The sequence below is a fragment of the Staphylococcus sp. MSU001 genome, assembly GCF_052976705.1.
This window is the reverse complement of record NZ_JBRIKK010000009.1, coordinates 63037-88162: the sequence shown is the minus strand read 5'-3', so window position 1 is coordinate 88162 and position 25126 is coordinate 63037. Positions and strand designations below refer to the sequence as shown.

Genomic DNA, 25126 nt, shown 5'->3' with positions numbered 1-25126 from the left:
TGAATGCACTTTGATTACAACTTTTTATTCTTCACTATTCACTTCAGTTGCTTCAGACGATTCATTGTCTACAGTGAAAGTGCTGATCGCATGTTTGTAAATCAGATGTTGCTTACCTTGAGAATTTAAACTTACAACATATTTGTCATAATTTTCAACGACGCCTTTCATTTGAAAGCCGTTTAAAAAGAAAATTGTGACTTCAGTTTTTTCCGATTTAAAGTTCTCTAGTGCTTGGTCTTGGATGTTTTCGTTTGCAATCATGGTTAGAACTCCTTTTATTTATTTGGGTTGTAATCTCATCTAACATCATTTGAAGTGACATCCTTTCTTTATTTAACCAATGAACATTCATTTTATTTTTAAACCAAGTCAACTGTCTTTTAGCATATTGTCGTGAATGCTGTTTTAATTTCTCTACAGCACTTTCCATGCTTATATTTCCCTTTATAACGGGTACAAGCTCTTTATACCCAATGGCTTGCATACTTTGACTCGCTTCAAAACCTTGTTCAACGAGATGTTTCACTTCATTAAATAATCCGTGGCCCAACATAATATCAACACGTTTATTTATTCTTAAATATAATGTTTCACGCGACATTTCAATCCCTATTAATAATGTATCATAATTTTCAGTAAATTGTTGCACTTTCTTGCGAGAACTTAAAAGTTTTTTTGTTTTCAAATAATATTCTATTGCTCGCAACACTCTTTTTCTGTTATTAGGATGTATATCCTTGGCTGATTCTTTGTCGAATGAAGCTAAATATTCGTGAAGCTTATTATTATTAAGCTGCTCAAGTTCTGTTAATTTTAATTTAACTTGCTTCATTTTATCATCAGATATGGATTCATCTTCAAAAGCATAGTTATATAAGAGAGATTGTATATATAGTCCTGTTCCTCCTGCTATAATAGGCACCTTGCCTCTTCCAGTAATATCTTTAATATATTTTTCTGCCCTTGTTTTAAATTCATATGCAGAAAAAGAAGCATCCGGAGGCAAGATATCTATCATATAATGTGGTATACCTTCCATTTCTTCAGTTGTAACTTTTGCTGTACCAATATCCATGCCTTGATAGACCTGCATTGAATCTCCGCTAATAATTTCTCCGTTAAATTTTTTAGCAACTTCAATACTTAACTCAGTTTTACCTGAAGCCGTTGGACCTACAATAACGATTAAAAAAGGCTTTGTCATTTCAGTCATTTAAGATTCACTCACTTTTGTTTTTTCAAAATTTGCTTTTCCATCCATTCAAACATGTGTTGCCAAGTTTTCAAATAATCTTCTTCAAATAATATTTCATGACGCTTATGTTTATATAGTTGTACTGTTATATGTTTAATACCTGCCCTTTTATATAATCTAGCTAAATGCTTTATACCTTTACCATATTCACCAAACGGATCATCTTTCCCAGAAATAAATAGTATAGGTAGATTTTTGTCTGTTCTTTTTAATTGTTGTCGTTCTGCTGTTTTCATCATGGTCTTTAAAGTTTGATAAATGAGCTGATTTGATACTTTGAATCCACAAAATTCATCTTCCACAAATTTATCAACTTCATCTTGACGTGTAGAAATCCAATCACTTTCTGTTCGAGGTTGAGTGATTTTTTTATTGAAAGTTTTATTCAATAATTGATTCACCCATTTGAGTCGACGTCGTTTTCCAAAAATAAATGTAACTATCTTCATCGCTATACGTATGGGAACGCCTTTCCACTTGGAGAACATACCTGTTCCTGTAAGAATTAAACCTTGAGCAATGTCAGGATACTTTTCAACAAATAATCTAGCAATAATGGAGCCCATTGAATGACCTATGATAATATAGGGTACATTGAGCTCTTCAAGATATAATGTCTCAATGATTTCATAAGCATCATCTACAATTTGATTCATGCTATTAAAATGACCACGTTCATTCTCATCTATTTCTTTACCATGTCCACGGTGATTATGTCTGACAACATCATAACCTTGTGTATTTAAAGCTTCAACTAACTCTTGATAACGGTCCATATGTTCAGCCATGCCATGGAAAAGATGAACAATACCAATAGTACTCTTTTTTGCTTTATCAATTTTCACCTCTATCATTGTTCCATCTTCAACTGTTATTTTAAAATGACTTTGACTCACAACATATGCCCCCATTCCTTTTTATTTGTTATGTCATTTATAGTACATCAACCTATATCATATTTAATATACCGTGTGTGAGATATCATATCAAATCGTACGCACATTGAGGTTTTAGAAGTTTATAGTATTAAAATAAAAAACTACTTGCAGATAAAAAGGTCTCCTCCATCTACAAGTAGTTTATTATAATCTATTAGATATACAATCAATAGGAATGATTAAGCTTTAGTTGCGGGTTGATCATTACCTGTACGTGCCTCATCAATCGCAACTTCTACTTCTTTAGTATAAGCCTCTTTTTGAGTTTCACTATAATTAAGCATATCTGCCATAACATCTATCACAGCATTTTTATAATCTAACACATCTTGAATATTAAAGTATAATTTGCCAGAACGACGTACTAAGAAGTCAGTTGGTTTGTAAACCATTTCTTGTTGAATGCTATAAACTAATTCAACATAAATTTCTAATGGCAACTTACTATCATGGTATGGTGCCGTTTGAGCAATATTAAATAGTTGATCCACATTTGAACCATATTTACTTGCTAAGCGACGTGCCACATCTTCATCAATTCCAAATCCTTTAGCTGCATCAACTTTTTGTTCAACAAAGTGTTCAAAGTTTTTGCTTCCGCCAACGTCACCACCGGAAATTTTTAGATATTTTGTGGCGCATGATTCAAATTTCAACCCGTATTCTTGTTTTAAACGTTTAGCTAATAGATCAACAATTTCTAGTGCCATATGACGATAACCAGTTAATTTACCGCCTGCTATAGTTAATAATCCAGATTCACCTTCCCAAACTTCATCTTTACGTGAGATTTCAGAAGGATCTTTACCTTTTTCAAGAATTAACGGACGAATACCTGCCCATGTTGATTCAATATCTTCATCTTTAACATTAACTGTTGGGAACATGTAGTTAATTGCATTAATTAAATAGTCTCTATCTTCTTGTGTTGTTAAAGGAGTTGCTTTTTCATTATCATAAAATGTGTCAGTTGTTCCTACATAAGCTTTTCCTTCACGTGGAATTGCGAAAATCATACGTCCGTCTTTTTCAGTATCAAAGTATACTGCTTGACCTAATGGGAATTTAGATTGATCTATAACAACGTGCACACCTTTAGTTAATCTTAATTGCTTATTGTTACGAGCATAATCGCCACTTCTCACTTCATCAACCCATGGACCTGAAGCATTAATAACTTTTTTAGCTTTAATCGCATACGTTTCGCCATCAATCATATCCAATACTTCAATACCATTTACTTTCTTATTGGAATCATAAGTGAAGTGTTCTGATTTTGTATAATTAAGGATTTCTGCTCCATTTTCAGCAGCTTTTTTCATAACTTCAATAGTTAAACGCGCATCATCAGTACGGTATTCTACATAGTAGCCACCGCCTTTTAATCCATCACGTTTAACTAAAGGTTCTTTATTTAACGTTTCTTGCTTAGATAACATTTTTTTACGTTCAGATTTTTTGACACCAGCTAGACGATCGTACATAGCTAGTCCAATAGAAGTTGAGAACTTACCAAATGTACCACCTTTATGCATAGGTAAAAGCATCCATTCTGGTGTTGTCACATGCGGACCATTTTCATAAACAATAGCACGTTCTTTACCTGTTTCTGCAACTACCCCTACTTGCAGTTGTTTTAAATATCTTAAACCACCATGTACAAGTTTAGTTGAGCGTGAACTTGTACCTTGTGCAAAGTCTTGCATCTCTACTAAAGCTACTTTCATGCCACGATTGCTTGCATCTAAAGCAATACCTGCACCTGTAATACCGCCACCTACGATAACAACATCGTATTCAGTGTCTCTTAAATTCTTTTTAATATGATCCCTTTTCAATGTAGATAATGACATTATCTAAACGCCTCCTAGTTATAAATAAAAAACGAGAAATTTATCCCCACAATAACATTAAATTGTTTTGTACGAACAAATCTCTCGTTTCTCGATTTTCTTATTAACTTATCTAAATTATAACACAGTTAAGAAAATCAAGTCCATTTAAAGATTTAAAAAGTCTAAAACATAGCTTAATCTTCTAATTTAAATACTTGAGTCGCCTTAACAGCTTTTTTCCAACCACTATAAAGTTTATGACGTTGATCTTCATCCATTTCTGGTTTGAACTCAGTTTGAAGTTTCCAACGTTCACGGATATCCTCTTTATCATCCCAGAATCCAACAGCTAATCCAGCTAAATATGCAGCACCAAGTGCTGTTGTTTCTTGAATTTCAGGTCTTTCAACAGATGAATTTACGATATCTGCTTGGAACTGCATAATGAAGTTATTTTTTACAGCACCACCATCAACGCGTAAATTTTGAACTTCAATACCTGAGTCCTTAGACATAGCTTCCATAACATCTCTTGTTTGATAACATAAAGATTCTAATGTAGCACGAATGAAATGTTCTTTTTCCGTACCACGAGATAATCCGAAAATAGCACCTCTTGCTTCTGAATCCCAATAAGGTGTACCTAAACCAACAAATGCTGGAACCATATAAACACCCTCAGTTGACTCTACTCTTGAAGCATAGTTTTCGGTTTGTGGCGCAGAATTAATCATTCTCAAACCATCTCGTAGCCATTGGATAGCAGAACCAGATACGAAAATTGAACCTTCAAGTGCATAATTAACTTTTCCATCTAAACCGTATGCAATGGTTGTTAACAAGCCACTTTCAGACTTAACTGCTTCTTCACCAGTATTCATTAGCATAAATCCACCTGTGCCGTATGTATTTTTTACATCACCGCGGTCGAAACATGCTTGACCAAATAATGCTGCTTGTTGGTCACCTGCAATACCAGCAATAGGTACTTCTTGACCAAAGAAGTGATAGTCGATAGTTTTCCCGTAAATTTCACTTGATTCTTTAACTTCAGGTAACATTTGTTTAGGAATATCTAAGAGTTCTAACAACTCATCATCCCATTTTAGGTCATAAATATTAAACATTAATGTACGACTTGCATTTGTGTAATCTGTAATATGAGCAGTACGCCCTGACAATTTCCATACTAACCATGAATCGATTGTTCCGAAGAGTAAATCACCATTTTCAGCTTTTTCTCTAGCACCTTCAACATGATCAAGAATCCATTTTACTTTAGTTCCCGCAAAGTACGGGTCTAAAAGTAAACCTGTTTTTTCTCTAAATGTTTCTTCATAGCCTTGTTCCTTTAAATTTGTACAAATATCTTGTGTCTGACGTGATTGCCAAACAATAGCGTGATAGATTGGACGACCTGTATTTTTATCCCATACAACTGTCGTTTCACGTTGGTTTGTAATACCAATACCTTCAATTTGATTTGCATTAATATTGTTTTCATTAAGTAACTCAGCCATAACTGATAGAACAGATGTCCATATTTCATTAGCATCATGTTCTACCCAGCCTGGATGTGGAAAGTGTTGTTTAAATTCTCTTTGAGAAACACCTTTAATTTCTCCTTCTTTATTAAAAAGTATCGCACGTGAACTCGTAGTTCCTTGATCAATTGATAAAATATATTTTTCCATAGGTATATGACTCCTTCAAAAGTGAATAATGAATTCATTATCTAAACAATTAAACATTCTAAAATGATAATTAAATAGACTTTTAAATGTGATTGTTCAACACACATGAACATATCACGTTAATCATACGGTTATATATACGAATGCCATATGTTAATAAATTGATTCAATATCGTTGTTTTTATTTTGAGATATCTTATTTAATATCACACCAAGTATAAGTGTGAATATAAGTACAATTAAACCAATGAAACAACTAAAATTGAATGTTTGTTTATAAAATACTTCGTAAACAATCGCACCTAACATACCACCTGCCATTGGTCCCAGAACGGGTACAATTGCGTAAGACCAGTTAGATTTACCTTTACCATGAATTGGCAAAATAGCATGCGCAATACGTGGTGCTAGGTCACGGGCTGGATTAATAGCGTAACCAGTAGTACCTCCTAAGCTTAAACCAATTGCTATGATAAGACTACCAACAATAATTGGATTTAAACCATCAGCAATTTTATTAACCCCGATAAATAAAATTCCTAATGTTAAAGCCATAGTCCCGATAATCTCACTTAAAAAGTTAGCAAAATAATTTTTAATAGCTGGTGCTGTTGAAAATACACCTAATTTGACTGATGGATCTTCTGTAACTTTCCAGTGTGGTAAATACATTAACCATACTAAAGCTCCACCAACAATACCGCCAAGCATTTGACAAACAATATAGCCCGGTACTTGTGCCCAGCTAAATCCACCATCCATGGCTAAAGCAACTGTTACAGCTGGATTTAAATGTGCACCAGAAAACGTTCCAACAGCATAAACGCCCATTGTTACTGCCAAACCCCAACCAAATGCAATAACAATCCAATCTGCACCGTTACCAGCACTTCTCTTTAAGTTAACGTTTGCACAAACGCCACCACCAAAAAGAATAAGGATTGCAGTACCTAAAAATTCTGCTAAATAAGCATTCATATACATTCCTCCCAAAAAACAGGGAGACCCCTACGTCAAATATATTACTTGTAGAAATCTCCGCGTCTCTCTTCTAATATTAACTTTTAAACTTGTTATAAGTTTACTATTACTTTGTAAGCGTTGTCAACAATTTTGTAAAAAATTTGTCATATTTGATTAAAGTTTTTATTGATATAGTATGCATTTGTTTTTGATGCACTAAATAAAAAGTTTAACAATTTTTTTAAAAGTGCATTTTTCTTTTTTCATAAAAAAAGAATGCACTTTAAGTTATTAATCATCCGGTATTCAAATCCACTCATTCCATGAAAAAGTGATAATACGCTGATTAACAAACTTAAATGCATTCTCATTAACAGTATATGAATTACCAAAGTTTTTCGTAACTTGTAGTAACGTACTTAGCACCATTGGAAATTGCTTCACTAATTTCCGATTGTTCATCAATAAGACCACCAGCTATTACTGATGCTGATGTTTCTTGTTGAATTTTACTTACTGCTTTACTTGCAACACCAGGTAAAACTTCAACATAGTCAGGCTCTACTTTTTTAATGAGTTCAATACTTCTTGTTAATGCTTGACTATCTATAATAAACACTCTAAATATCGTCAATGTATTTAACATTTTAGCTTTTTTGATGACCTTAGCTTTTGTAGAAACAATACCTTTAGGTTTATATTGTTGAATAATGTACTCACAAGCAAATTCATCATGACTGAGTCCTTTGATTAAATCGATATGTACATAACATTCAATCGAATGACTTTTAAGTAACTCCATAATGCTTTTCAAATGACCTATATGCATATCTAACACAACACATGCCTTGTAGTCTGTTTTAATTAACTTTTCTAAATCTCTCATATTTCTAATAGCTGGCAAAATATTCTCTTTCATAATTAAAACTCCTCTACATTACTCTTTTAAATAACTTTTCTAATTCGTAATTTGAAAAATTGATAATAATCGGTCTTCCATGAGGACAAGTAAAAGGATCTTCTGCTTCTCTTAGTTGATCAATTAAATCTGCCATTTCATTATTTTTTAAATAGTGATTAGCCTTAATTGATTTCTTACAAGACATCATGATTGCTGCATCTTCTCTTATTTTCTTCACATCAACACTTTTGTGTTTTAATACAAGTTCAATCATATCTTTAATAATTTCTTCCGCTTCTACTTTTGGAAACCATACTGGGTAGCTATTTACAATATAATCATGCCCACCAAAATGTTCAAGATGTACTCCTACTTTATCTAATTCATCTTTGTACTGATCAATAATCATCTGTTCATCTTTAGAGAAATGGAAAGTGAGTGGTATTAATAAGTTTTGCACTTCATTTGTCACTTCGCCAATTTTTTCTCTAAAATATTCATATTTAATTCTTTCCTGAGCAGCATGTTGGTCAATCATAAACATTCCATTTTCATTTTGTGCAATGATATACGTACCGTGTACTTGACCTACAATTTCCATATAAGGCACCCTACGATGAGGTGTCTGACTCACTGTTCCTTTAATATCTTTTGATTGCTGATTTAATATCTCATATTCGTTAGATGTGTCTTGTTCCATATCAAACAATACTTCTTTTTGACTTTGTAAGTAACTATCATCAATGTGATTGTTTAATTCATTAGAAACTTCCGTACTTTCATTATTTGTCGATGAAGTTGAATCTAAATTATTCCTATGCGACTCAACATCATGATTCTTATCTTTTTGATCATGTACATATGGTGCAGATGTTTCTCCAATTTGTGATTGTTTCTTCTCGAAATTAATCTTTTGTTGTTCAAATGTTTCTAAAACCTTATTCTTTTTGGGCGTACGATTTAAGTCGTTTTGTGGGATGAGAATTTTGTCTTTAAAAGCTTCTCTGATTTTAGTTACGATAAGATCGTAAAGTTGATCTTCTTTAGAAAGTCTCACTTCTAATTTTGTTGGGTGAACATTTACATCAACCAAAATAGGATCCATTTGGATGTTAATATAACATATAGGAAATCTTCCTATTGTAAGCAATGTGTGATACCCCTCTAAAATTGCTTTATTGAGTACAAAGTTTTTGATGTATCTACCATTGATGAAAATAGAAATGTAATGTTTATTACTTCTTGAATGCTCAGGCTTAGCTACAAATCCTTCAAGATGATAATCACTAGTATCACCCGAAATATGTACTAAATCCTTTGCTACTTTCATTCCATAAATTTCAGCCATTACTTCATTTGTTCTTCCTGAGCCATTCGTACTTAAAAGTTTTTTACCATCTGAAACTAAAGAAATTCTAATTTCGGGATGACTCATCGCCATTCTATTTACAATGTCCGTAATTTTACCTAGTTCGGTATACAAACTTTTTATATATTTTAAACGTGCAGGTGTATTGTAGAATAATGACTCCACTTGTATATCTGTACCCTTTTTAGCTTTTGCAGGTTTTTGATGAATAATTTTACCATCTTCAGCATATATTTCATGTCCATTTTCATTATCAGTACAGGTCTTTAATGTCACCTTTGCTACTGATGAAATACTAGCTAAAGCTTCTCCCCTAAACCCTAAAGTACGAATATGGAACAAATCATCATCTGCGACTATTTTACTCGTTGCGTGTCTATGAAATACTAACCCTAAATCTTCCTGAGCAATACCTGTGCCATTATCTACAACCCTTATTGATGAAACTCCAGACTGTTCAACCTCAATATTAATTTCTGTCGCTTGTGCATCAATTGCATTCTCTAAGAGCTCTTTAACTACGGAACTTGGTCTTTCAACTACTTCACCCGCAGCTATTTTATTAGCTAGAGACGTCTCAAGTTCTTTTATTTTCCCCATCGTTTACACCTCTTCTACTTTAATTGACTTTGTAATTCATTCAGCTTGATTAAGGCTTCCAATGGTGTCATATTGGATAGATTTAATTCTCGAATTTGACATTCAACTTCACTTTGTTGATTGTAACCATCAAATAAATCAAAAGTCGCTTGCTCATAATTGTGATTTGATGTATGCGTTTCTATAACTGATTGTTCTTCTTCTATTTGACCAAAATCGTTATACGACGGAACCGTACGTTGATTGTCAGTATCCTGATGAGAAAGTTGATACGAAGGTTTTTGCTCAAATGCATTTAAAATAACTTGCGCTCTATCAATGACTTCATTAGGTAAATCCGCTAATTTTGCCACTTGAATACCATAGCTATCATCTACAGCGCCATCTTTGACTTTATGCAAAAATATCAGTTCACCTTGATACTCGTTTGCTGCAACATGTACATTTTTTAAACAGTTAAGCATTTGATCAAGTGAAGTCAATTCATGATAATGTGTTGAGAAAAGTGTCTTGGCATGGCTAGTTTGAGCGACATATTCAATCATCGCTTGCGCTAACGCAAGACCATCATAAGTGGATGTACCTCTTCCTATTTCGTCAAAGATAATTAAACTATTTTCAGTAGCATAAGTTAAAGCTTTTTGAGCTTCTAACATTTCTACCATAAATGTACTTTTACCTGATACAAGGTCATCTGCTGCACCAATCCTAGTAAAAATTTGATCAAATATAGGTAATGTTGCTGAATCACATGGTACATATGCTCCCATTTGAGCCATGATACTTATTATAGCAACTTGTCTCATATATGTTGACTTACCTGACATATTAGGTCCCGTAATGAGATAAATAAACGTTTCATCATCGAGATGGCAATCATTAGGTACATAATCATTATGATCCATCACTCTCTCAACAACAGGATGTCTTGAGTTTTCTAAATGTAAAACTTTATCATCGCTAAATGTAGGTTTGACATAATTATATTTTTGAGCAATTTCAGCAAAACTTTGTAAACAATCAAGTTCTGAAATGATTTTCGCTTGCTTTTGTAAACGTTCCGTGTACGTTTTAATGTGTTCTCGTAATTTAACAAATAATTCATATTCTAACTCTACTGCTTTATCCTCAGCACCAAGTATTATATCTTCTTTTTCTTTTAATTCATCCGTAATAAATCGTTCAGCATTAGATAATGTTTGTTTTCGATTATAGCCAAACGATTCAGGTTGAAAATTATTTAAGTTTGCACGTGTAATTTCTATAAAATAACCAAACACTTTATTAAAACTAATCTTCAATGACTTAATACCTGTACGTTCACGTTCTTTTGCTTGTAATTCTGCAAGCCAAGTTTTACCATTTTTTGAAGCTTCTAAATATTCATCTAGTTGCGTGTTGAATCCTTTTTTAAATAAACCACCATCTTTGATGGAAATAGGCGGCTCTTCAACTAAACTTTCTTCTAAAATTTGTAACAAGTCATCTAAAGGTTCCAATTCTTTAAATTGCGTGGTAGTTTGTGCATCCAATTCATTGAGTAATGCTTTTATATGAGGTATTTCGGATATAGAATGCTTTAGTTGTATTAAATCTCTTGCATTTACGTTTCCGTAACTCACTCTTCCTACAAGTCGTTCTATGTCATACACTTGATTTAAATGATTACGTAATGTATCTCTTTCAATAAAACGGTCCATAAACTCTTCAACAATATTTAATCTGTCGTTGATTTGTTGTTTATTAATTAATGGGCGATCAATCCACTGCTTTAAACGTCTAGCACCCATTGGTGTTTTTGTCTCATCCATTAACCATAACAAGGTCCCTTTTTTTGATTTTAATCGTATGCTTTCTGTCAGCTCTAAATTTCTCTTTGCATAATAATCCATCTTCATATAATCAACTGCAGCATATTCAATCACTTCCTCAATGTGAGATAAGTCTCGCTTTTGTGTGTGATGAATATAATCTAGCAATAATTGAGTTGTGTCATGCATTAACTGATGTGTCAACTGATTCATATCATAATCTTCATCAGATATATCTTCACGAACAGTAATCGTCTCAGTTATCATGTTGATTTGTCTTTTTAATTCTTCAGATAGAGCTTGCTTTATGACAATTTCATTGGGATTAATTGTTGTAATCTCATTAAGCAAGGTTGCTGTATCTTTGAAATGAGTTACTTTGAGTTCTCCTGTAGAAACATCACAATAGCATAATCCAAATTCTTCATTTTCGATAAAACTTAAAATATAATTATTTTTCTTTTCATCCATACCACTTTGATCCATAACAGTTCCTGGTGTGACGATTCTTACAACTTCTCTTCTAACCATTCCTTTTGTTTGCTTTGGATCTTCCATTTGTTCACATATAGCGACCTTATACCCATTATTAATCAATGTTTCAATGTAATTATCAGCAGAATGATATGGTACGCCACACATCGGAATAGGATTTTCTTTTTTAGCATCTCTTTTCGTCAATGTTATTTCAAGTACTCTTGATGCTTCTTTAGCATCATCAAAGAACATTTCATAGAAATCTCCAAGTCTAAAAAATAGCAAACAATCATCATATTCAGATTTTATCTTTAAATATTGTTGCATCATTGGTGTAATGTTAGCCATTTCTATTTTCACAACCCTTATTCTTATATCTTTATTTATATTATATGTATAAATTTATGGTTTTTAACTCATTCATTTTAACATATATGTTTTTGAAACGCTTTTGTGTAATAGATACAAAAAGTACGCTTTCATATGAACAGATATCAACATTTTACTTATAATCCCCTATTCATCAAGCGTACTTAAAATAAATATTAATTTTTGTTAAATCTATCTAGTAAACCTCTTCTTTTCAAAATAATAAGCAATATATAACTAATTAAAGCCCCAATAAAGCTTGATACTATGAACATAAGCATTAATGGTTTAATAAAGAAATCTTGAAGTCCTAAAAACCATGCTAAAGGTATACACATTAAACTACCAATAACACCAGTCCCTAACACTTCACCAACTGAAGCCATAAAAATATGCTTCCTATACATATAAAACAGACTGGAAAGTAAGACACCTATCATACTTCCTGGAAAAGCAAATGCACTTCCAGTTCCAAATGAAATTCGTAGTACAGAAGAAATAAAAGCTTGTGCTAAACCATACCATGGTCCAACGAATACAGCACATAATACATTCACAAAATGTTGAACAGGTGCGGCTTTAATTGGACCTAAAGGAATGACAATTAAACTACTTAACACGACATTAATAGCTATTAAGAATGCTGTGATGGTCAACTTTCTAATATTCATTGTGCTTAACTCCTCTAAAATAATTATTCATTATGTTCTTTTTTATTATATTCATTGAGTCTATCTTCCATTGTTTTGACCATCATTTGTAGTAAATCATTCGCCTCGTATTGTGCTGAACGAAATTCTTCAACAATAGGTAATTCATTAATTTCATCTTTTAGATACTGAATTTTAGCTTCAGATTGCTCGAGTGCATTTTGTTTTCCATAATTTTGAAAATTAACCGATTGTTTTTGTTGTGCTTTCAAACGATTCATCTTTTGTTTTATTGCTTGATTATTATGAATTTGTTTTTCTACATTATGATAATCTTGAACAACTTCTAGTTTTCCAATTTTCTCTGCTAAACTTTCGACTTTTCGAATGATTTCTTTTTCACTATACATATTATTGTGTCACCATTGAACGTTGATGTTCTTGTATAAATGTTCCATTTAAAGAATATTGTTTTGCCTCGTCAATTTTGACATCAACGAGTTTACCAATGCTCTCTCTTGGTCCTTTAAAATTCACAAGTTTATTTTTATCAGTATAGCCTGCTAGAACACTCTCATCTTTTTTACTAGAACCTTCACATAATACCGTAACAATCTTACCTTCATACTGACTCATTGCTTGTTGAGAATACATTCCAACCTTCTTATTAAGTCTTTGCAAACGTTCTTTTTTCACTTCTAAAGGTACATTATCCTTCATTTTAGCTGCTGGTGTTCCATCTCTTTGTGAATATAAATATGTGTACGCATGCTCAAATTGAACGTCATCATATAATGTTAATGTTTCTTCAAATTGTTCTTCAGTTTCATTTGGATAACCTACTATAATATCAGTTGTTAAAGCTACGTTAGGGATAGCTTCCTTTATTCTTGAAACTAAATCAAGATAACTCTCTCTTGTATATTTACGACCCATTATCTTTAGTACTTGGTTATTACCTGATTGTACCGGTAAATGGATATGCGGTACTATGTTCCCACCTTTAGCTATAACTTCAATCATTCGATCTGTAAAGTCCCAAGGATGACTTGTTGTAAAACGAACTCGAGGTATATCAATTTTAGAAATATCTTCCAATAAGTCACCTAATTCATAATCCAGACCTTCGATATCTTTACCATATGAATTTACATTTTGACCTAATAAGGTAATTTCTTGATAACCTTCTCTTGCTAATTCTCTAACTTCATCAATGATGTCCTCTGGACGACGACTACGTTCTTTTCCTCTAGTAAACGGAACAATACAATAAGTACAAAACTTGTCGCAACCATACATAATATTAACCCAAGCTTTAATGTGACCATCACGCACTTTAGGTAAATTTTCGATGATGTCTCCCTCTTTAGACCATACTTCAACTACCATCGCTTTTGATAAGTATGCCTCTTCTAAAATTTCAGGTAAATGATGAATGTTGTGTGTCCCAAAGACCATATCTACATTTTGATAAGATTTTAATATTTTATTTACGACTGATTCTTCTTGAGACATGCAACCGCACACCCCAATTAAACAATCTGGGCGTTCTTTTTTTAAATGTTTTAAATTTCCTATTTCACTAAAGACTTTATTTTCAGCATTTTCTCTAATGGCGCATGTATTAATTAAAATCACATCCGCTTCATTAATATCTGATGTCGCACTATAACCTAGTGCATTTAATATTCCTGCCATAACTTCAGTGTCATGTGCATTCATTTGACATCCATATGTTTTAATTAAAAAAGTACGACCTTTACCCATACCTTTGTATTTTTCATCTATATGAAAATCTCTGTTATATTGAACTTCTTGTTTTCCTCTTTTTTTAGCTTCTTTTAAGCTAGGTGGCTGATACACTTGTTCAAAGTATTTACTATAATCTTTCTCAGCTTTACGATCACGTTCTGCTAGAATATTTATCGTTCCAGCCTTTCTTTGCTCTTCATTCACTTTGAAAATCCTTTCTATATGCCCATAATCATTACTTCATTATATTAAATTTATAGTCAAAGTGCAAAAAGACATGTATATGATGTTACAGCTATCTTTTATAATTAACTTATTAGCTTTTTATTACAGTAATCGATGTAAATCATATCTAAATGTTTATTTGGACATCATTTATTTATAATATATCAGTTGATAAAAGTCTTTTATATCATATTTTCTGTGTGACAATGCATAGCGTCTGAAGCATACCGATATTTTCTTACAAAATTTTAAGAGCCTTCAACACTATAGCATGTTAGGCTCTTAAATAGACAAGATAAGATATATTATTCTAATTTACACTTAGTCGTATTTTCCTGTAAGCGTTTCAATTTCTATTCCTTCAGGTACGTGATAAAACTTAACTTGACTAATAATACTTGGACATTCTAATTCAACCATTCTATCATTTAATTTTTGAATTAAAATAAGACATTCACTCATTTCACCTTGAACTGTTGTTTCTAATGGGCCTACTCTGAAATGCAAACCTGAATCATCAATAATTTTAATTGCCTCATCAACATATGGAATAACATCGTTGTTGTTCGGTGTTTTTGGAATAATTTGAATACTCATTAATGTATCTTGCATGTTTCATCTCTCCAATTAAGTTTTATAATATTATTTTAACACGCGTTAGAATTTAATTATGCACGTTCTATAGCTTTTTTCATTGCATCTGCAAAGTCGTACATTAAATCATCCCAATTATCTTTATTTTCACGGTTTTTGCGTGAACTTTTTCTATTTTTAAACAGCTCTTTTCTTAACTGAGCTGTCAGTTCTAATTGCACTCCTCCTTGGGTTTGAGTCATATTAACAATATTATTTTCTTGAGTTCCAGAAATATGGTGTGGTGCTTCTTGCACACTAATTCCTATATCTTCAAGGGATTCAGTGATTAACTCAATGAGTCGGTCATCACTACCTCCTATATAAGCCACGCTTTCATTCCCTTCACAACCATGTATGGCTACAGTTCTTTGACTACCTCTCACTAAATCTAATGCAATTTGGTCATCATAATGTGTGGAAGTCACATGTAGCTCATTATTTCCCTCACTTCTCATACCTTTAAAGGAGAAATAGTTATAGTCACCACGATGTGCAATCGTATATGCTAATTCAGTTGTTGCAGGTTCAATTCCACCACCATGTATTGCTAATATAGTGACCATGCTAGAACAATTTTCACACTCTATTTCCCAATCTTTTCCTTCTTTAGTTAATTCTTTTAATTCCGTCATAGATTTGAATTTGTCCATATTAACCTCCGAAAAATCATCTTATATTTTTATTATTCCCAAAATTCATATTCTTAAAATCTTTTTACAAAATCTTTTACATATTTATTAAAAAAATAAAATTATTGCATTGATTAGTACTGTTCATTTAACTGTTCTCATTATTTATATATTTAATAATAACTCTGAGCAAAATTTCATCTGTTAATTACTTTACCTATATTTTTAAAATAATTTGGAATAAATTATGTCATTCTTATATCATTTAATTTTAGATGAGATGGGTGATTAATCGTGTAAAAAATGTTAAATGAGAATTACATTATTGAATCGTTATACTTTGATAAGCAATATAGATATAAAATAAGAGTGAGCAGAATTAAAATGTTATTCTGACCCACTCTTTAAATATGTTATTTCCCTATATGCATGTTCTATAATACTTTTTAAATTGAACCGTACTTCTTGATTTTCTATCGTAATCATTAAAGTTATTAGATAAGAAATTTCAGTAAAATTGGATAGTCATGATATATCGTATCACATTAAAAGTACACCTTCGTTTTTATTTTACCTACTTATTTTGACGCAATTCTAGTTACTATGAATGAGTATCCTTTATAAAAATTGTGCAGTTAAGTCGTTAAAAGTTTCTTCTGTAATATGAATGTCTCTTTTAGCTAACGCCTCATGTTCTAGTTCTGAAATTTGCGATTCATAAGAAGGTGTTGTTGTATCTTGATAAACAATACCTTTAACCAATGACTCATGATCCAACACAGTTTTCATAGCAAGTTGTTTATCTGTGTTGTCATAGCCCTCAATATCATCGATACTTGTTAAATGTTCTTTAAACCAGTCATAAGTATTCACTTTATTGTAAGTAACACAAGGTGAGAAAACATTAACAAAAGAAAAACCATCATGATGAATCGCATCTTCAATCATTTTAGTTAATGCCTTTATATCACTTGAGAATCCTTGTGCTACAAAAGTTGCACCAGAGGATAGTGCCAATTCCAATGGAGCTACATTCTTTTCTATATTTCCTTTAGGTGTTGATTTAGTTACAAATCCTTTAGCTGAGGAAGGTGATGTTTGTCCTTTAGTTAATCCATATATTTGATTGTCCATGACAATATACGTCATATTCATATTACGTCTAAGAGCATGAATAGTATGTCCCATTCCTATTGCATAGCCGTCTCCATCGCCACCAGAAGCGATAACTGTTAAATCTTTGTTTGCCATTTTAACGCCTTGCGCTAGAGGCAATGCACGACCATGAATAGAATGCACGCCATAAGAATTAATATAACCTGATAGTCTACCAGAACAACCAATCCCTGTAATGATTGCTACATCTTCTGGTTCTAAACCAATATTCGCTGTCGCTTTTTGTATAGCAGCTTGAACTGAAAAGTCACCGCAACCAGGGCACCAGTTTGGCTTCACATTATTTCTAAAATCTTTAAATGTAGCCAATTACACCAACTCCTTTAACTCTTTAGCAATTTCTAAACCTTTTTCTTCAATTTCATAAGGTAAGAAAGGTTTCCCATCGTATTTTGTTTGATTAACTAATTTATCATTAACTTGTGTGTTCATTTTTAAAATACTTGATAATTGTCCTTGATAATTATGTTCTGCAACTATTACTTTCGAAGCTTTATTAATAGCTTGTTGAACAATATCTTTAGGGAAAGGATGTAATTGTCGAATATGCATCGTATTCACTTTTACACCTTGTCGTTCTAGTCTTTCTGCCCCTTCTCCAATAGCACCTTTAGTAGATATAAATCCTATATACAGTATATCTGCTTTGTCATCATGTTCATTGAGTAACACAGGATTATTGATAACCAAGCTTTCAGTTTTGCGCATTCGTTTTTCCATCTGATTCTGACGATTCATAGGCGCCTCACTTGGCTTCCCTTCTTCATTATGTTCAACACCTGTTACATGATGTATACCACCTTTAACACCTGGTATTGGTCGTGGTGATACGCCACTAGCTGTTAATGCATATCTTTTAAAGTATGCTTTATCATCTTCAGCTCTCTCGATATCTGACTGTATTATTTCTCCACGACGAATATCGATTTTATTATAATCGAGCGTTTTAACAGTTTGTTTTCCTAATGATAATTGTAAATCACTTAACAGAATGACTGGACATTGGTATTCTTCAGCTAAATTAAATGCTTCCATAGTAAGGTAAAACGCATCTTCAGCATCTGTAGGAGCAACGACAATTTTCGGAATATCACCATGGGTACCATAAATCATTTGTAATAAATCTGATTGCTCTTGCTTTGTTGGTAAGCCAGTAGAAGGACCACCTCTTTGAGTATTAATAATGACTAACGGCGTTTCAGTCATACCAGACAAACCAATAGATTCCATCATTAAGGAAAGACCTGGACCTGCACTTGCTGTAAATCCTCGTACGCCTGCATAGTTAGCACCAATCGCCATCGTTGCTGCTGCTATTTCATCTTCAGTTTGAACGACAGTACCATCAACTTTAGGTAGATTGGCAATCATGTATTCCATAATTTCAGAAGCTGGCGTAATTGGATAAGCAGACATAAATCTTGATCCAGCTGCTATTGCTCCTAATCCAATTGCGTCATTACCTATCATATATAAATGAGGATGACCGCTACCATTCTCTAACGTAAAGTCTCCATTAACGTTGGTAACTTGTTGTTTCATTAAATCATAACCCATATTAAGAGCTTGTATATTCATATCAACAACTTTATTACCTTTTTTTGAAAACATGTTATCGATTAAAGTTTCAAAAGTTGATGTATTTAAATCCATCAGTGCAGATGTCGCACCAATTGCCACCATATTCTTCATTAATGCTGTTCCAAGTTCCTTTGCAGTGCTAGTGAATGGTAACTCAATTAATTGAGCCACACAGTTCTCTGGCTTTTGGGGTTTTGCTTTAGCATCTGCAATTATAATACTATCTTCTCTCATTTCATGATGATTTAATTCAATCGTTTCCTGGTCAAAAGCAATGAGTATATCTAAATCATCACTAATCGCATGCACAGGCGATGTTGAAACTCTTATCTTATTATTAGTATGGCCACCTTTTATACGACTAGAAAAGTGTCTATATCCATACAAAAAATAACCTTTTCTATTCATTGCAGTAGCAAAGATTTCACCGGTAGATTCAATACCTTCGCCTTGCTGACCGCCCACTTTCCATGATATTTGTGATTTCATATCACATGCCTCCTGTGGTATTAATTCACTCTCTATGATAACAAAATAAACCACTGTTTTACTATTTCAACAGTGGTACAAGTTTAAATTCATACTAATGGACTATATCCTTTTAAATTTGGAAAGGATGGTCCTCATTTATTAACAGTCTCTTTATTTGAATCGTTTTACCTTCTTTATCTAAATCTATGATAACTCCTGATAATACGCCTCGCCCATCATCTGGAACAACATGCCTTTGTGGCAAACTGGTAATAAAACGTTGAATAACTTCATCTCTATTGATACCTAAAATACCATCGTAATAACCTGTCATTCCGACATCTGTGATATATCCTGTGCCATGAGGTAATATACGATCGTCAGAAGTTTGAATATGTGTATGAGTACCAACAACAGCGCTCACTCTGCCATCTAAATACCAACCCATAGCATTTTTTTCAGATGTAGTTTCAGCGTGAAAATCTACAAATATGTATGGTGTAGATTTTTGAGCTTCCTCGATTAACTGGTCAGCCTTTTTAAATGGATCATCAATATCTTGCATAAATGAACGCCCTTGTAAATTAATAATAGCCAATTTAATATCGTTAATTTTTATTATTCTCATACCTGTTCCTGGAGCTTCATCAGGAAAATTTGCAGGTCTAACCATTCGATGAGCATCATCAATAAAATCGTAAATTTCTCTTTGACCATATGTATGATTACCCATAGTCATGAAATCCACGCCTTCTCTTAGAAGTTGTTTGTAAATTTTTTCTGTTAATCCTTTACCGTGTGCGGCATTTTCAGCGTTTACTATAGAAACTGTTGGGTGATAAGCTTGTTTAATTTTAGGTAAATAAGTAGTCATCATTTTCCTGCCTACTTTACCAACGATGTCACCTATAAACAATATTCTCATTTCTGTTCATCCTCTCATAAATTAAGTTTAATGGATACTGTACTATAATAAAAGTCTCATCAACAAATTAATTATTCTGAAAATTAAAAGACTTTACTTTTTTGTATTTATGTATTGTGTTAATATAAAACTAATAAAAATATAGGAGTTGTTTATTCATTCATGTCTATTAATATTGATCCTGAAAAATTTGCTGAATTAGTTGTAACTTCAAATCCAGCCAAATCTGATGAAGCTGAAGATATCGCTAAAGAAAGTTTAATTTTATACATTAATGCTTATCGTTTAGCAGAAAAATATGCAAACATCGCTACAAATTGCTATGATACAGCTGAAATTTTAAAAGAAATTAATGAAGTTGATTTACAATTAAAATAAATCATTATATCCGAGCGTTTATACGCTCGGTTTTTTATATTATATTTAATAAGCCACTGGCCGTAGATACGGTCAGTGGCTTATGGAATTATTTAGCATATTCTATTGCTCTAGTCTCTCGAACAACTGTCACTTTGATATGTCCAGGATATTGTAACTCTTCTTCAATTTGGTTCTTAATATCTCTTGCCAATCTATATGATTTTAAATCATCAATTTCTTCAGGTGAGACGACTACACGAATCTCTCTACCAGCTTGTATAGCAAATGCTTTTTCTACCCCATCATAACTTTCAGATAACGTTTCGAGTCTCTCAAGTCTTCTAATATAATTTTCAAGTGTCTCTTTACGTGCACCTGGTCGCGCAGCTGATAATGCATCTGCTGCTGCAACTAAAATAGAAATGATAGAGGTTGGTTCAACATCACCATGATGTGAGTGAATAGCATTAATAATTATGTTATTTTCATTATATTTCTTAGCTAATTCAACACCTATTTCTACGTGACTACCTTCAACTTCATGATCAATAGCTTTACCAACATCATGTAATAATCCTGCACGTTTAGCTAATGTAACATCTTCTCCTAGTTCTGCTGCAAGCATACCTGAGAGGTGAGCAACTTCAATTGAATGTTTAAGTACGTTCTGACCATAACTAGTTCGATAATTTAATCGACCCAAAATTTTCACTAAATCAGGATGCATATTGTGTACATTTATTTCAAAAGTAGCTTGTTCTCCAGCATCTCTTATGATATCGTCTACTTCCTTTCTAGCTTTTTCGACCATATCTTCAATACGTCCAGGATGAATACGTCCATCAGAAACTAAATTAACTAGTGCAGTTCTAGCAATTTCACGTCTAATTGGGTCAAAGCCTGATAAAATAACTGCTTCTGGTGTGTCATCAATAATTAAATCAATGCCAGTAAGTGTTTCTAACGTACGTATATTTCTACCTTCTCTACCTATGATACGACCTTTCATTTCATCATTCGGTAGATTTACGACTGAAACAGTTGATTCAGTTGTATGTTCTGCTGCTAATCTTTGTACAGTTGTAGCAAGTAATTCTTTAGCCGTCTTATCAACTTTTTCTTTCGCTTCTTTTTCTTTTTCTTTAACAAGTATTGCAATATCTTGTGACAGTTCTTCTTCAACTCTTTGAAGCTGTTCTTTCACAGCTTCTTCTTGAGTGAGACCGGAGATGCGTTCTAATTCTTGTTCATGCTTCATTATTAATGTTTGAACACTACTCTCTTTTGCATCTACTTGTTGTTGTCTTTCTTCAAGTTTTGATTCTTTTTGTTCCAAAATCTCATCTTTTTTATCTAAAAGATCAGATTTCCGATCCAAATTTTCTTCTTTTTGAAGAAGTCGGGTTTCTTGTCTTTGAAGTTCACCACGTCTTTCACGCAGTTCATTCTCAGCTTGTTCTTTTAAAATTTGGTTCTCTTCTTTTGCCTCAAGTAATTTTTCTTTTTTAATATTGTCTGCTTCTTTATTAGCATAGCTAACAATATCATCGGCAGTTTGTCTTGCTTGAACTTGTTTTTGGTGTAATAAATTTCGGGCAACAATATACCCTACAACAACGCCTAGAATAATCCCCAGCAAAATGAGTAGGAGGCTTAATAAATTCACATAAACACCTCCTTTATCTAGGGTTTGCTTTGTATATCAAAATCAATATGATTATATGAAATTATATAAGAATCATACATACTAATTGTACGTTTATCGACAGATATGTGTCAAGATATGAAATTGCACTACACTCACTTTAAATTGCTTTTCTTAAAGAACAAATCAAAAACTACAAAAAAAGATGGCTAATTGAGCCATCCTTTTACTTAATCAACTAAAAAACTATTCATCAAATAAAGTTTTTGGTGAATCGTCTTCATTTTCATCCACATCACCATCGAAAATACCTAACTTTTCACGTAACTTACGGTCAATTTCTTCTTTGATTTGTGGATTTTCCTTAAGATAATTTTTGACGTTTTCTTTACCTTGCCCCATTCTATCTCCATTATAAGAATACCAGGCACCTGATTTATCAACGATATCGTTCTCTACACCTAAATCAATGAGCTCTCCTTCCTTAGAGATACCTTGACCATACATAATATCTACTTCTGCAACTCTAAATGGAGGTGCAACTTTATTTTTCACAACTTTTATTTTGGTTCTGTTACCTACAATGTCTTGACCTTGTTTTAACTGCTCTGCTCTTCTTACCTCTAAACGTACAGAACTATAGAATTTTAGGGCTCTACCACCGGGCGTTGTTTCAGGATTCCCGAACATCACGCCAACCTTTTCACGAATTTGGTTAATAAATATAGCTGTAGTATTAGATTTAGAAATAGCCCCTGATAACTTTCTTAATGCTTGAGACATTAATCTTGCTTGTAAACCAACATGAGTATCTCCCATTTCACCTTCAATTTCAGCTTTAGGTGTTAAGGCTGCTACTGAATCGACAACAACAATGTCCACAGCACCACTACGAACAAAAGCTTCGGCGATTTCAAGACCTTGTTCACCATGATCTGGTTGAGATAAGTATAAATTATCAATATCTACACCTAATGCTTGTGCATATACTGGATCGAGAGCGTGTTCGGCATCGATAAATGCTGCTACACCACCGTTTTTTTGTACTTCAGCTATAGCATGTAAAGCTACTGTCGTCTTACCCGAACTTTCAGGTCCATATATTTCGATAATTCTTCCTTTAGGATAACCTCCAACCCCTAATGCATTATCAACTGTGACAGAACCACTTGAAGTACTTGATACTCTGCGACCTTTATTATCGCCTAACTTCATAACGGCACCTTTACCAAAAGATTTTTCCATATTTTTAATAACTGTATCTAAAGCTTTTTGACGTTCATTATCCAAAACGAGACCTCCTACTACAGAAAGTTATCTGTATAATATCTTATACTTACTATACAAGTATTTTAAGCAAAACACAAGTCTTTTGCGAATATTTGTTCGCGTTTATTGTGTTCTAGCTTATACAAAAACGAACAAACGTACTTATATTTCTTACAAAAATTTAAAATATATTATTTATTAAACCAATTTAATAATCTAATCATCGCATAATTTTGACTTCTGCTTCTCAATAAATTACGACTTTGAGACATCTTAAATGTTTCGATATCGAAATTATTTCCATCATAAATCCCTAAATATACAATATTATCTTTATTTAAAAGTACAATACCCAAATCTGTTTGGTACAAATCTCTGACATATTGAGCAGCATTGAATAAAACGGTATTAAACTCACAAGTTATATCAATAAATTGGTTAGAATGTGGTAGCATACCTTTAACTAGATTTTTACTGTCAGCATTTTTTAATCGAGTAAACAAAGCTCCATTAGTTACACCGTCATAAATAGCAAAATTCTGTTTTGCACTATTTATAACCGATTCTTCAATGCTAACTTCGTCTGAACCAAAATAATAAGTACCAATCCTATTTAAAATTTCATCTCGAATAGGCTTAATAAGCAGTTGACATCGTTCCTTACTTTCGGCATTGGCTGTTAATCTAACATATACTTCATGCGTACCTGCAAGAGGTGCGATTGTCGGATTAGTTTGCTCATCTATAAGGTCAATTAATAGTGTTTCTAATTTCGACTCTCCTATACCAGCAAATCTAAGTAATTCAGAAAAAATAACTTCATCTTTATCCATAAGATAAGGTAATAATTCATTTTTCGCCATAGGTTGCATTTCTTTCGGTGGACCTGGTAGTAGAATTATTTTTTGTTTACCTAATTCTACAAGCATACCAGGAGCCATACCATTTTTATTTGGTAAAACTATGGCATCTTCAATCACTAATGCTTGTTGCTTATTATTAGAGGTCATATCTTGACCTTGTTCTTTAAAATAGTTTTTGATAAAGTTTAACGATGCTTCATCCGTCACTAGATTTTTTCCTAATACTTTAGCTACAGTATGTTTAGTTAAATCATCTTTTGTTGGCCCTAATCCACCTGTTAAAACAATAGTATCAAATCTAGATAGACATTGCTTTATTACATATTCTAACCTTTGAGGGTTATCACCAATAACTGTGTGTTCTACTACACTTTTACCAATACTATTAAAAAGTTTTGAAAGATATTGTCCATTTGTATTAGCTATTTGACCTAGTAATAATTCAGAGCCAACAGCTACTATTGAAATATTCATCAATGATATACTCCCTGATATTTATATTGTCTTTTCAATAATTCCATTATATATTTTTTTGTAATATAAATCTAAAATAAGAATCTTTATAGAAACAGTTTAATTATGTATCACAGAACTGTCATCTAATATAACTTAAACATAACATCACATTTTCTTATAACATGCTGAAATTGCATTTTTATAAAAAGATTTACCAGATGTATATCAATATTACATCTGAAAAGTGAAATATTAAATCAATTCTAGTAATTG

General features: G+C 32.6%; 21 protein-coding genes. 1 reads left to right on the top strand and 20 read right to left on the bottom strand.

All coding sequences use genetic code 11. From position 1 onward, the window contains the following. Positions 1-24: 24 nt before the first annotated feature. The 17 genes from hfq to ACVBFA_RS05845 form a co-directional block, all read right to left on the bottom strand. Positions 25-264 (bottom strand): RNA chaperone Hfq, encoded by a 240-nt coding sequence (gene hfq / locus ACVBFA_RS05925; RefSeq protein ID WP_001829517.1) that lies wholly within the window; start codon positions 262-264, stop codon positions 25-27. Next, on the bottom strand, positions 218-1216 hold the full coding sequence (miaA, locus tag ACVBFA_RS05920; RefSeq protein WP_002491369.1) for a tRNA (adenosine(37)-N6)-dimethylallyltransferase MiaA: 999 nt from the start codon (positions 1214-1216) through the stop codon (positions 218-220). Before miaA ends, hfq begins: the two co-directional genes overlap by 47 nt. Before the next feature lie 11 nt (positions 1217-1227). Beyond that, positions 1228-2154 (bottom strand): alpha/beta hydrolase, encoded by a 927-nt coding sequence (locus ACVBFA_RS05915; protein ID WP_032605407.1) that lies wholly within the window; start codon positions 2152-2154, stop codon positions 1228-1230. A gap of 221 nt (positions 2155-2375) precedes the next feature. Further along, positions 2376-4049 (bottom strand): glycerol-3-phosphate dehydrogenase/oxidase, encoded by a 1674-nt coding sequence (locus ACVBFA_RS05910; protein WP_002446326.1) that lies wholly within the window; start codon positions 4047-4049, stop codon positions 2376-2378. 176 nt (positions 4050-4225) lie between these two features. Then, positions 4226-5725 carry a glycerol kinase GlpK gene (gene glpK, locus ACVBFA_RS05905; RefSeq protein ID WP_002446325.1) on the bottom strand — a complete coding sequence of 500 codons (1500 nt, stop codon included), beginning with the start codon at positions 5723-5725 and terminating at the stop codon, positions 4226-4228. 153 nt (positions 5726-5878) lie between these two features. Beyond that, positions 5879-6703, bottom strand: a complete 825-nt coding sequence (locus ACVBFA_RS05900) for an MIP/aquaporin family protein (protein ID WP_126122446.1) — start codon at positions 6701-6703, stop codon at positions 5879-5881. A gap of 370 nt (positions 6704-7073) precedes the next feature. Continuing rightward, the gene (locus ACVBFA_RS05895; protein WP_002487388.1) at positions 7074-7607 is read right to left on the bottom strand and encodes a glycerol-3-phosphate responsive antiterminator; all 534 of its coding nucleotides are present in this window, start codon (positions 7605-7607) and stop codon (positions 7074-7076) included. Positions 7608-7620: 13 nt separating this feature from the next. Continuing rightward, entirely contained in the window at positions 7621-9558 is a 1938-nt protein-coding gene (mutL, locus tag ACVBFA_RS05890; protein WP_002491380.1) for a DNA mismatch repair endonuclease MutL, read from the bottom strand. A 14-nt stretch (positions 9559-9572) separates the two neighbouring features. After that, positions 9573-12194, bottom strand: a complete 2622-nt coding sequence (gene mutS / locus ACVBFA_RS05885; RefSeq protein ID WP_049386571.1) for a DNA mismatch repair protein MutS — start codon at positions 12192-12194, stop codon at positions 9573-9575. A gap of 197 nt (positions 12195-12391) precedes the next feature. Continuing rightward, positions 12392-12886: an energy coupling factor transporter S component ThiW gene (gene thiW, locus ACVBFA_RS05880; protein ID WP_001829480.1), complete on the bottom strand. Its 495-nt coding sequence runs from the start codon at positions 12884-12886 to the stop codon at positions 12392-12394. A gap of 23 nt (positions 12887-12909) precedes the next feature. Beyond that, positions 12910-13275 (bottom strand): RicAFT regulatory complex protein RicA family protein, encoded by a 366-nt coding sequence (locus tag ACVBFA_RS05875; protein ID WP_002439569.1) that lies wholly within the window; start codon positions 13273-13275, stop codon positions 12910-12912. A 1-nt stretch (position 13276) separates the two neighbouring features. After that, positions 13277-14821 carry a tRNA (N6-isopentenyl adenosine(37)-C2)-methylthiotransferase MiaB gene (gene miaB / locus ACVBFA_RS05870; protein ID WP_002446320.1) on the bottom strand — a complete coding sequence of 515 codons (1545 nt, stop codon included), beginning with the start codon at positions 14819-14821 and terminating at the stop codon, positions 13277-13279. 342 nt (positions 14822-15163) lie between these two features. Beyond that, positions 15164-15454 (bottom strand): thiamine-binding protein, encoded by a 291-nt coding sequence (locus tag ACVBFA_RS05865; RefSeq protein WP_001829496.1) that lies wholly within the window; start codon positions 15452-15454, stop codon positions 15164-15166. Positions 15455-15510: 56 nt separating this feature from the next. After that, positions 15511-16128, bottom strand: a complete 618-nt coding sequence (locus tag ACVBFA_RS05860) for a poly-gamma-glutamate hydrolase family protein (protein WP_002489936.1) — start codon at positions 16126-16128, stop codon at positions 15511-15513. Positions 16129-16725: 597 nt separating this feature from the next. Continuing rightward, positions 16726-17592 (bottom strand): 2-oxoacid:ferredoxin oxidoreductase subunit beta, encoded by an 867-nt coding sequence (locus ACVBFA_RS05855; RefSeq protein ID WP_002457346.1) that lies wholly within the window; start codon positions 17590-17592, stop codon positions 16726-16728. After that, positions 17593-19353 carry a 2-oxoacid:acceptor oxidoreductase subunit alpha gene (locus tag ACVBFA_RS05850; protein WP_002495756.1) on the bottom strand — a complete coding sequence of 587 codons (1761 nt, stop codon included), beginning with the start codon at positions 19351-19353 and terminating at the stop codon, positions 17593-17595. A 112-nt stretch (positions 19354-19465) separates the two neighbouring features. After that, entirely contained in the window at positions 19466-20260 is a 795-nt protein-coding gene (locus ACVBFA_RS05845; RefSeq protein WP_002446316.1) for a TIGR00282 family metallophosphoesterase, read from the bottom strand. A gap of 162 nt (positions 20261-20422) precedes the next feature. On the opposite strand from ACVBFA_RS05845, the gene ACVBFA_RS05840 reads away from it, so the two are divergent. Next, positions 20423-20638 carry a hypothetical protein gene (locus tag ACVBFA_RS05840; protein ID WP_002446315.1) on the top strand — a complete coding sequence of 72 codons (216 nt, stop codon included), beginning with the start codon at positions 20423-20425 and terminating at the stop codon, positions 20636-20638. An 88-nt stretch (positions 20639-20726) separates the two neighbouring features. Here ACVBFA_RS05840 and rny read toward each other — a convergent pair whose 3' ends face one another. From rny to ACVBFA_RS05825, 3 genes are all read right to left on the bottom strand, one after another. Beyond that, complete coding sequence (gene rny / locus ACVBFA_RS05835) at positions 20727-22286, bottom strand: ribonuclease Y (protein WP_001829512.1); 1560 nt, start codon at positions 22284-22286, stop codon at positions 20727-20729. 225 nt (positions 22287-22511) lie between these two features. After that, positions 22512-23555, bottom strand: coding sequence for a recombinase RecA (recA, locus tag ACVBFA_RS05830; RefSeq protein WP_002487418.1), 1044 nt, complete (start codon positions 23553-23555; stop codon positions 22512-22514). 170 nt (positions 23556-23725) lie between these two features. Then, positions 23726-24871 carry a CinA family nicotinamide mononucleotide deamidase-related protein gene (locus ACVBFA_RS05825; RefSeq protein WP_002487387.1) on the bottom strand — a complete coding sequence of 382 codons (1146 nt, stop codon included), beginning with the start codon at positions 24869-24871 and terminating at the stop codon, positions 23726-23728. Between the last annotated feature and the right edge of the window lie 255 nt (positions 24872-25126).

Excerpts from the sequence above, each read along its gene's own strand:
- ACVBFA_RS05845 (WP_002446316.1), bottom strand. The coding sequence starts at position 20,260 with ATGAGAATATTGTTTATAGGTGACATCGTTGGTAAAGTAGGCAGGAAA.
- hfq (WP_001829517.1), bottom strand. The coding sequence starts at position 264 with ATGATTGCAAACGAAAACATCCAAGACCAAGCACTAGAGAACTTTAAA.
- thiW (WP_001829480.1), bottom strand. The coding sequence starts at position 12,886 with ATGAATATTAGAAAGTTGACCATCACAGCATTCTTAATAGCTATTAAT.
- ACVBFA_RS05900 (WP_126122446.1), bottom strand. The coding sequence starts at position 6,703 with ATGAATGCTTATTTAGCAGAATTTTTAGGTACTGCAATCCTTATTCTT.
- ACVBFA_RS05840 (WP_002446315.1), top strand. The coding sequence starts at position 20,423 with ATGTCTATTAATATTGATCCTGAAAAATTTGCTGAATTAGTTGTAACT.
- mutL (WP_002491380.1), bottom strand. The coding sequence starts at position 9,558 with ATGGGGAAAATAAAAGAACTTGAGACGTCTCTAGCTAATAAAATAGCT.
- glpK (WP_002446325.1), bottom strand. The coding sequence starts at position 5,725 with ATGGAAAAATATATTTTATCAATTGATCAAGGAACTACGAGTTCACGT.
- miaA (WP_002491369.1), bottom strand. The coding sequence starts at position 1,216 with ATGACTGAAATGACAAAGCCTTTTTTAATCGTTATTGTAGGTCCAACG.
- ACVBFA_RS05895 (WP_002487388.1), bottom strand. The coding sequence starts at position 7,607 with ATGAAAGAGAATATTTTGCCAGCTATTAGAAATATGAGAGATTTAGAA.
- ACVBFA_RS05910 (WP_002446326.1), bottom strand. The coding sequence starts at position 4,049 with ATGTCATTATCTACATTGAAAAGGGATCATATTAAAAAGAATTTAAGA.
- mutS (WP_049386571.1), bottom strand. The coding sequence starts at position 12,194 with ATGGCTAACATTACACCAATGATGCAACAATATTTAAAGATAAAATCT.
- ACVBFA_RS05825 (WP_002487387.1), bottom strand. The coding sequence starts at position 24,871 with ATGAATATTTCAATAGTAGCTGTTGGCTCTGAATTATTACTAGGTCAA.
- ACVBFA_RS05865 (WP_001829496.1), bottom strand. The coding sequence starts at position 15,454 with ATGCAAGATACATTAATGAGTATTCAAATTATTCCAAAAACACCGAAC.
- ACVBFA_RS05860 (WP_002489936.1), bottom strand. The coding sequence starts at position 16,128 with ATGGACAAATTCAAATCTATGACGGAATTAAAAGAATTAACTAAAGAA.
- ACVBFA_RS05875 (WP_002439569.1), bottom strand. The coding sequence starts at position 13,275 with ATGTATAGTGAAAAAGAAATCATTCGAAAAGTCGAAAGTTTAGCAGAG.
- ACVBFA_RS05850 (WP_002495756.1), bottom strand. The coding sequence starts at position 19,353 with ATGAAATCACAAATATCATGGAAAGTGGGCGGTCAGCAAGGCGAAGGT.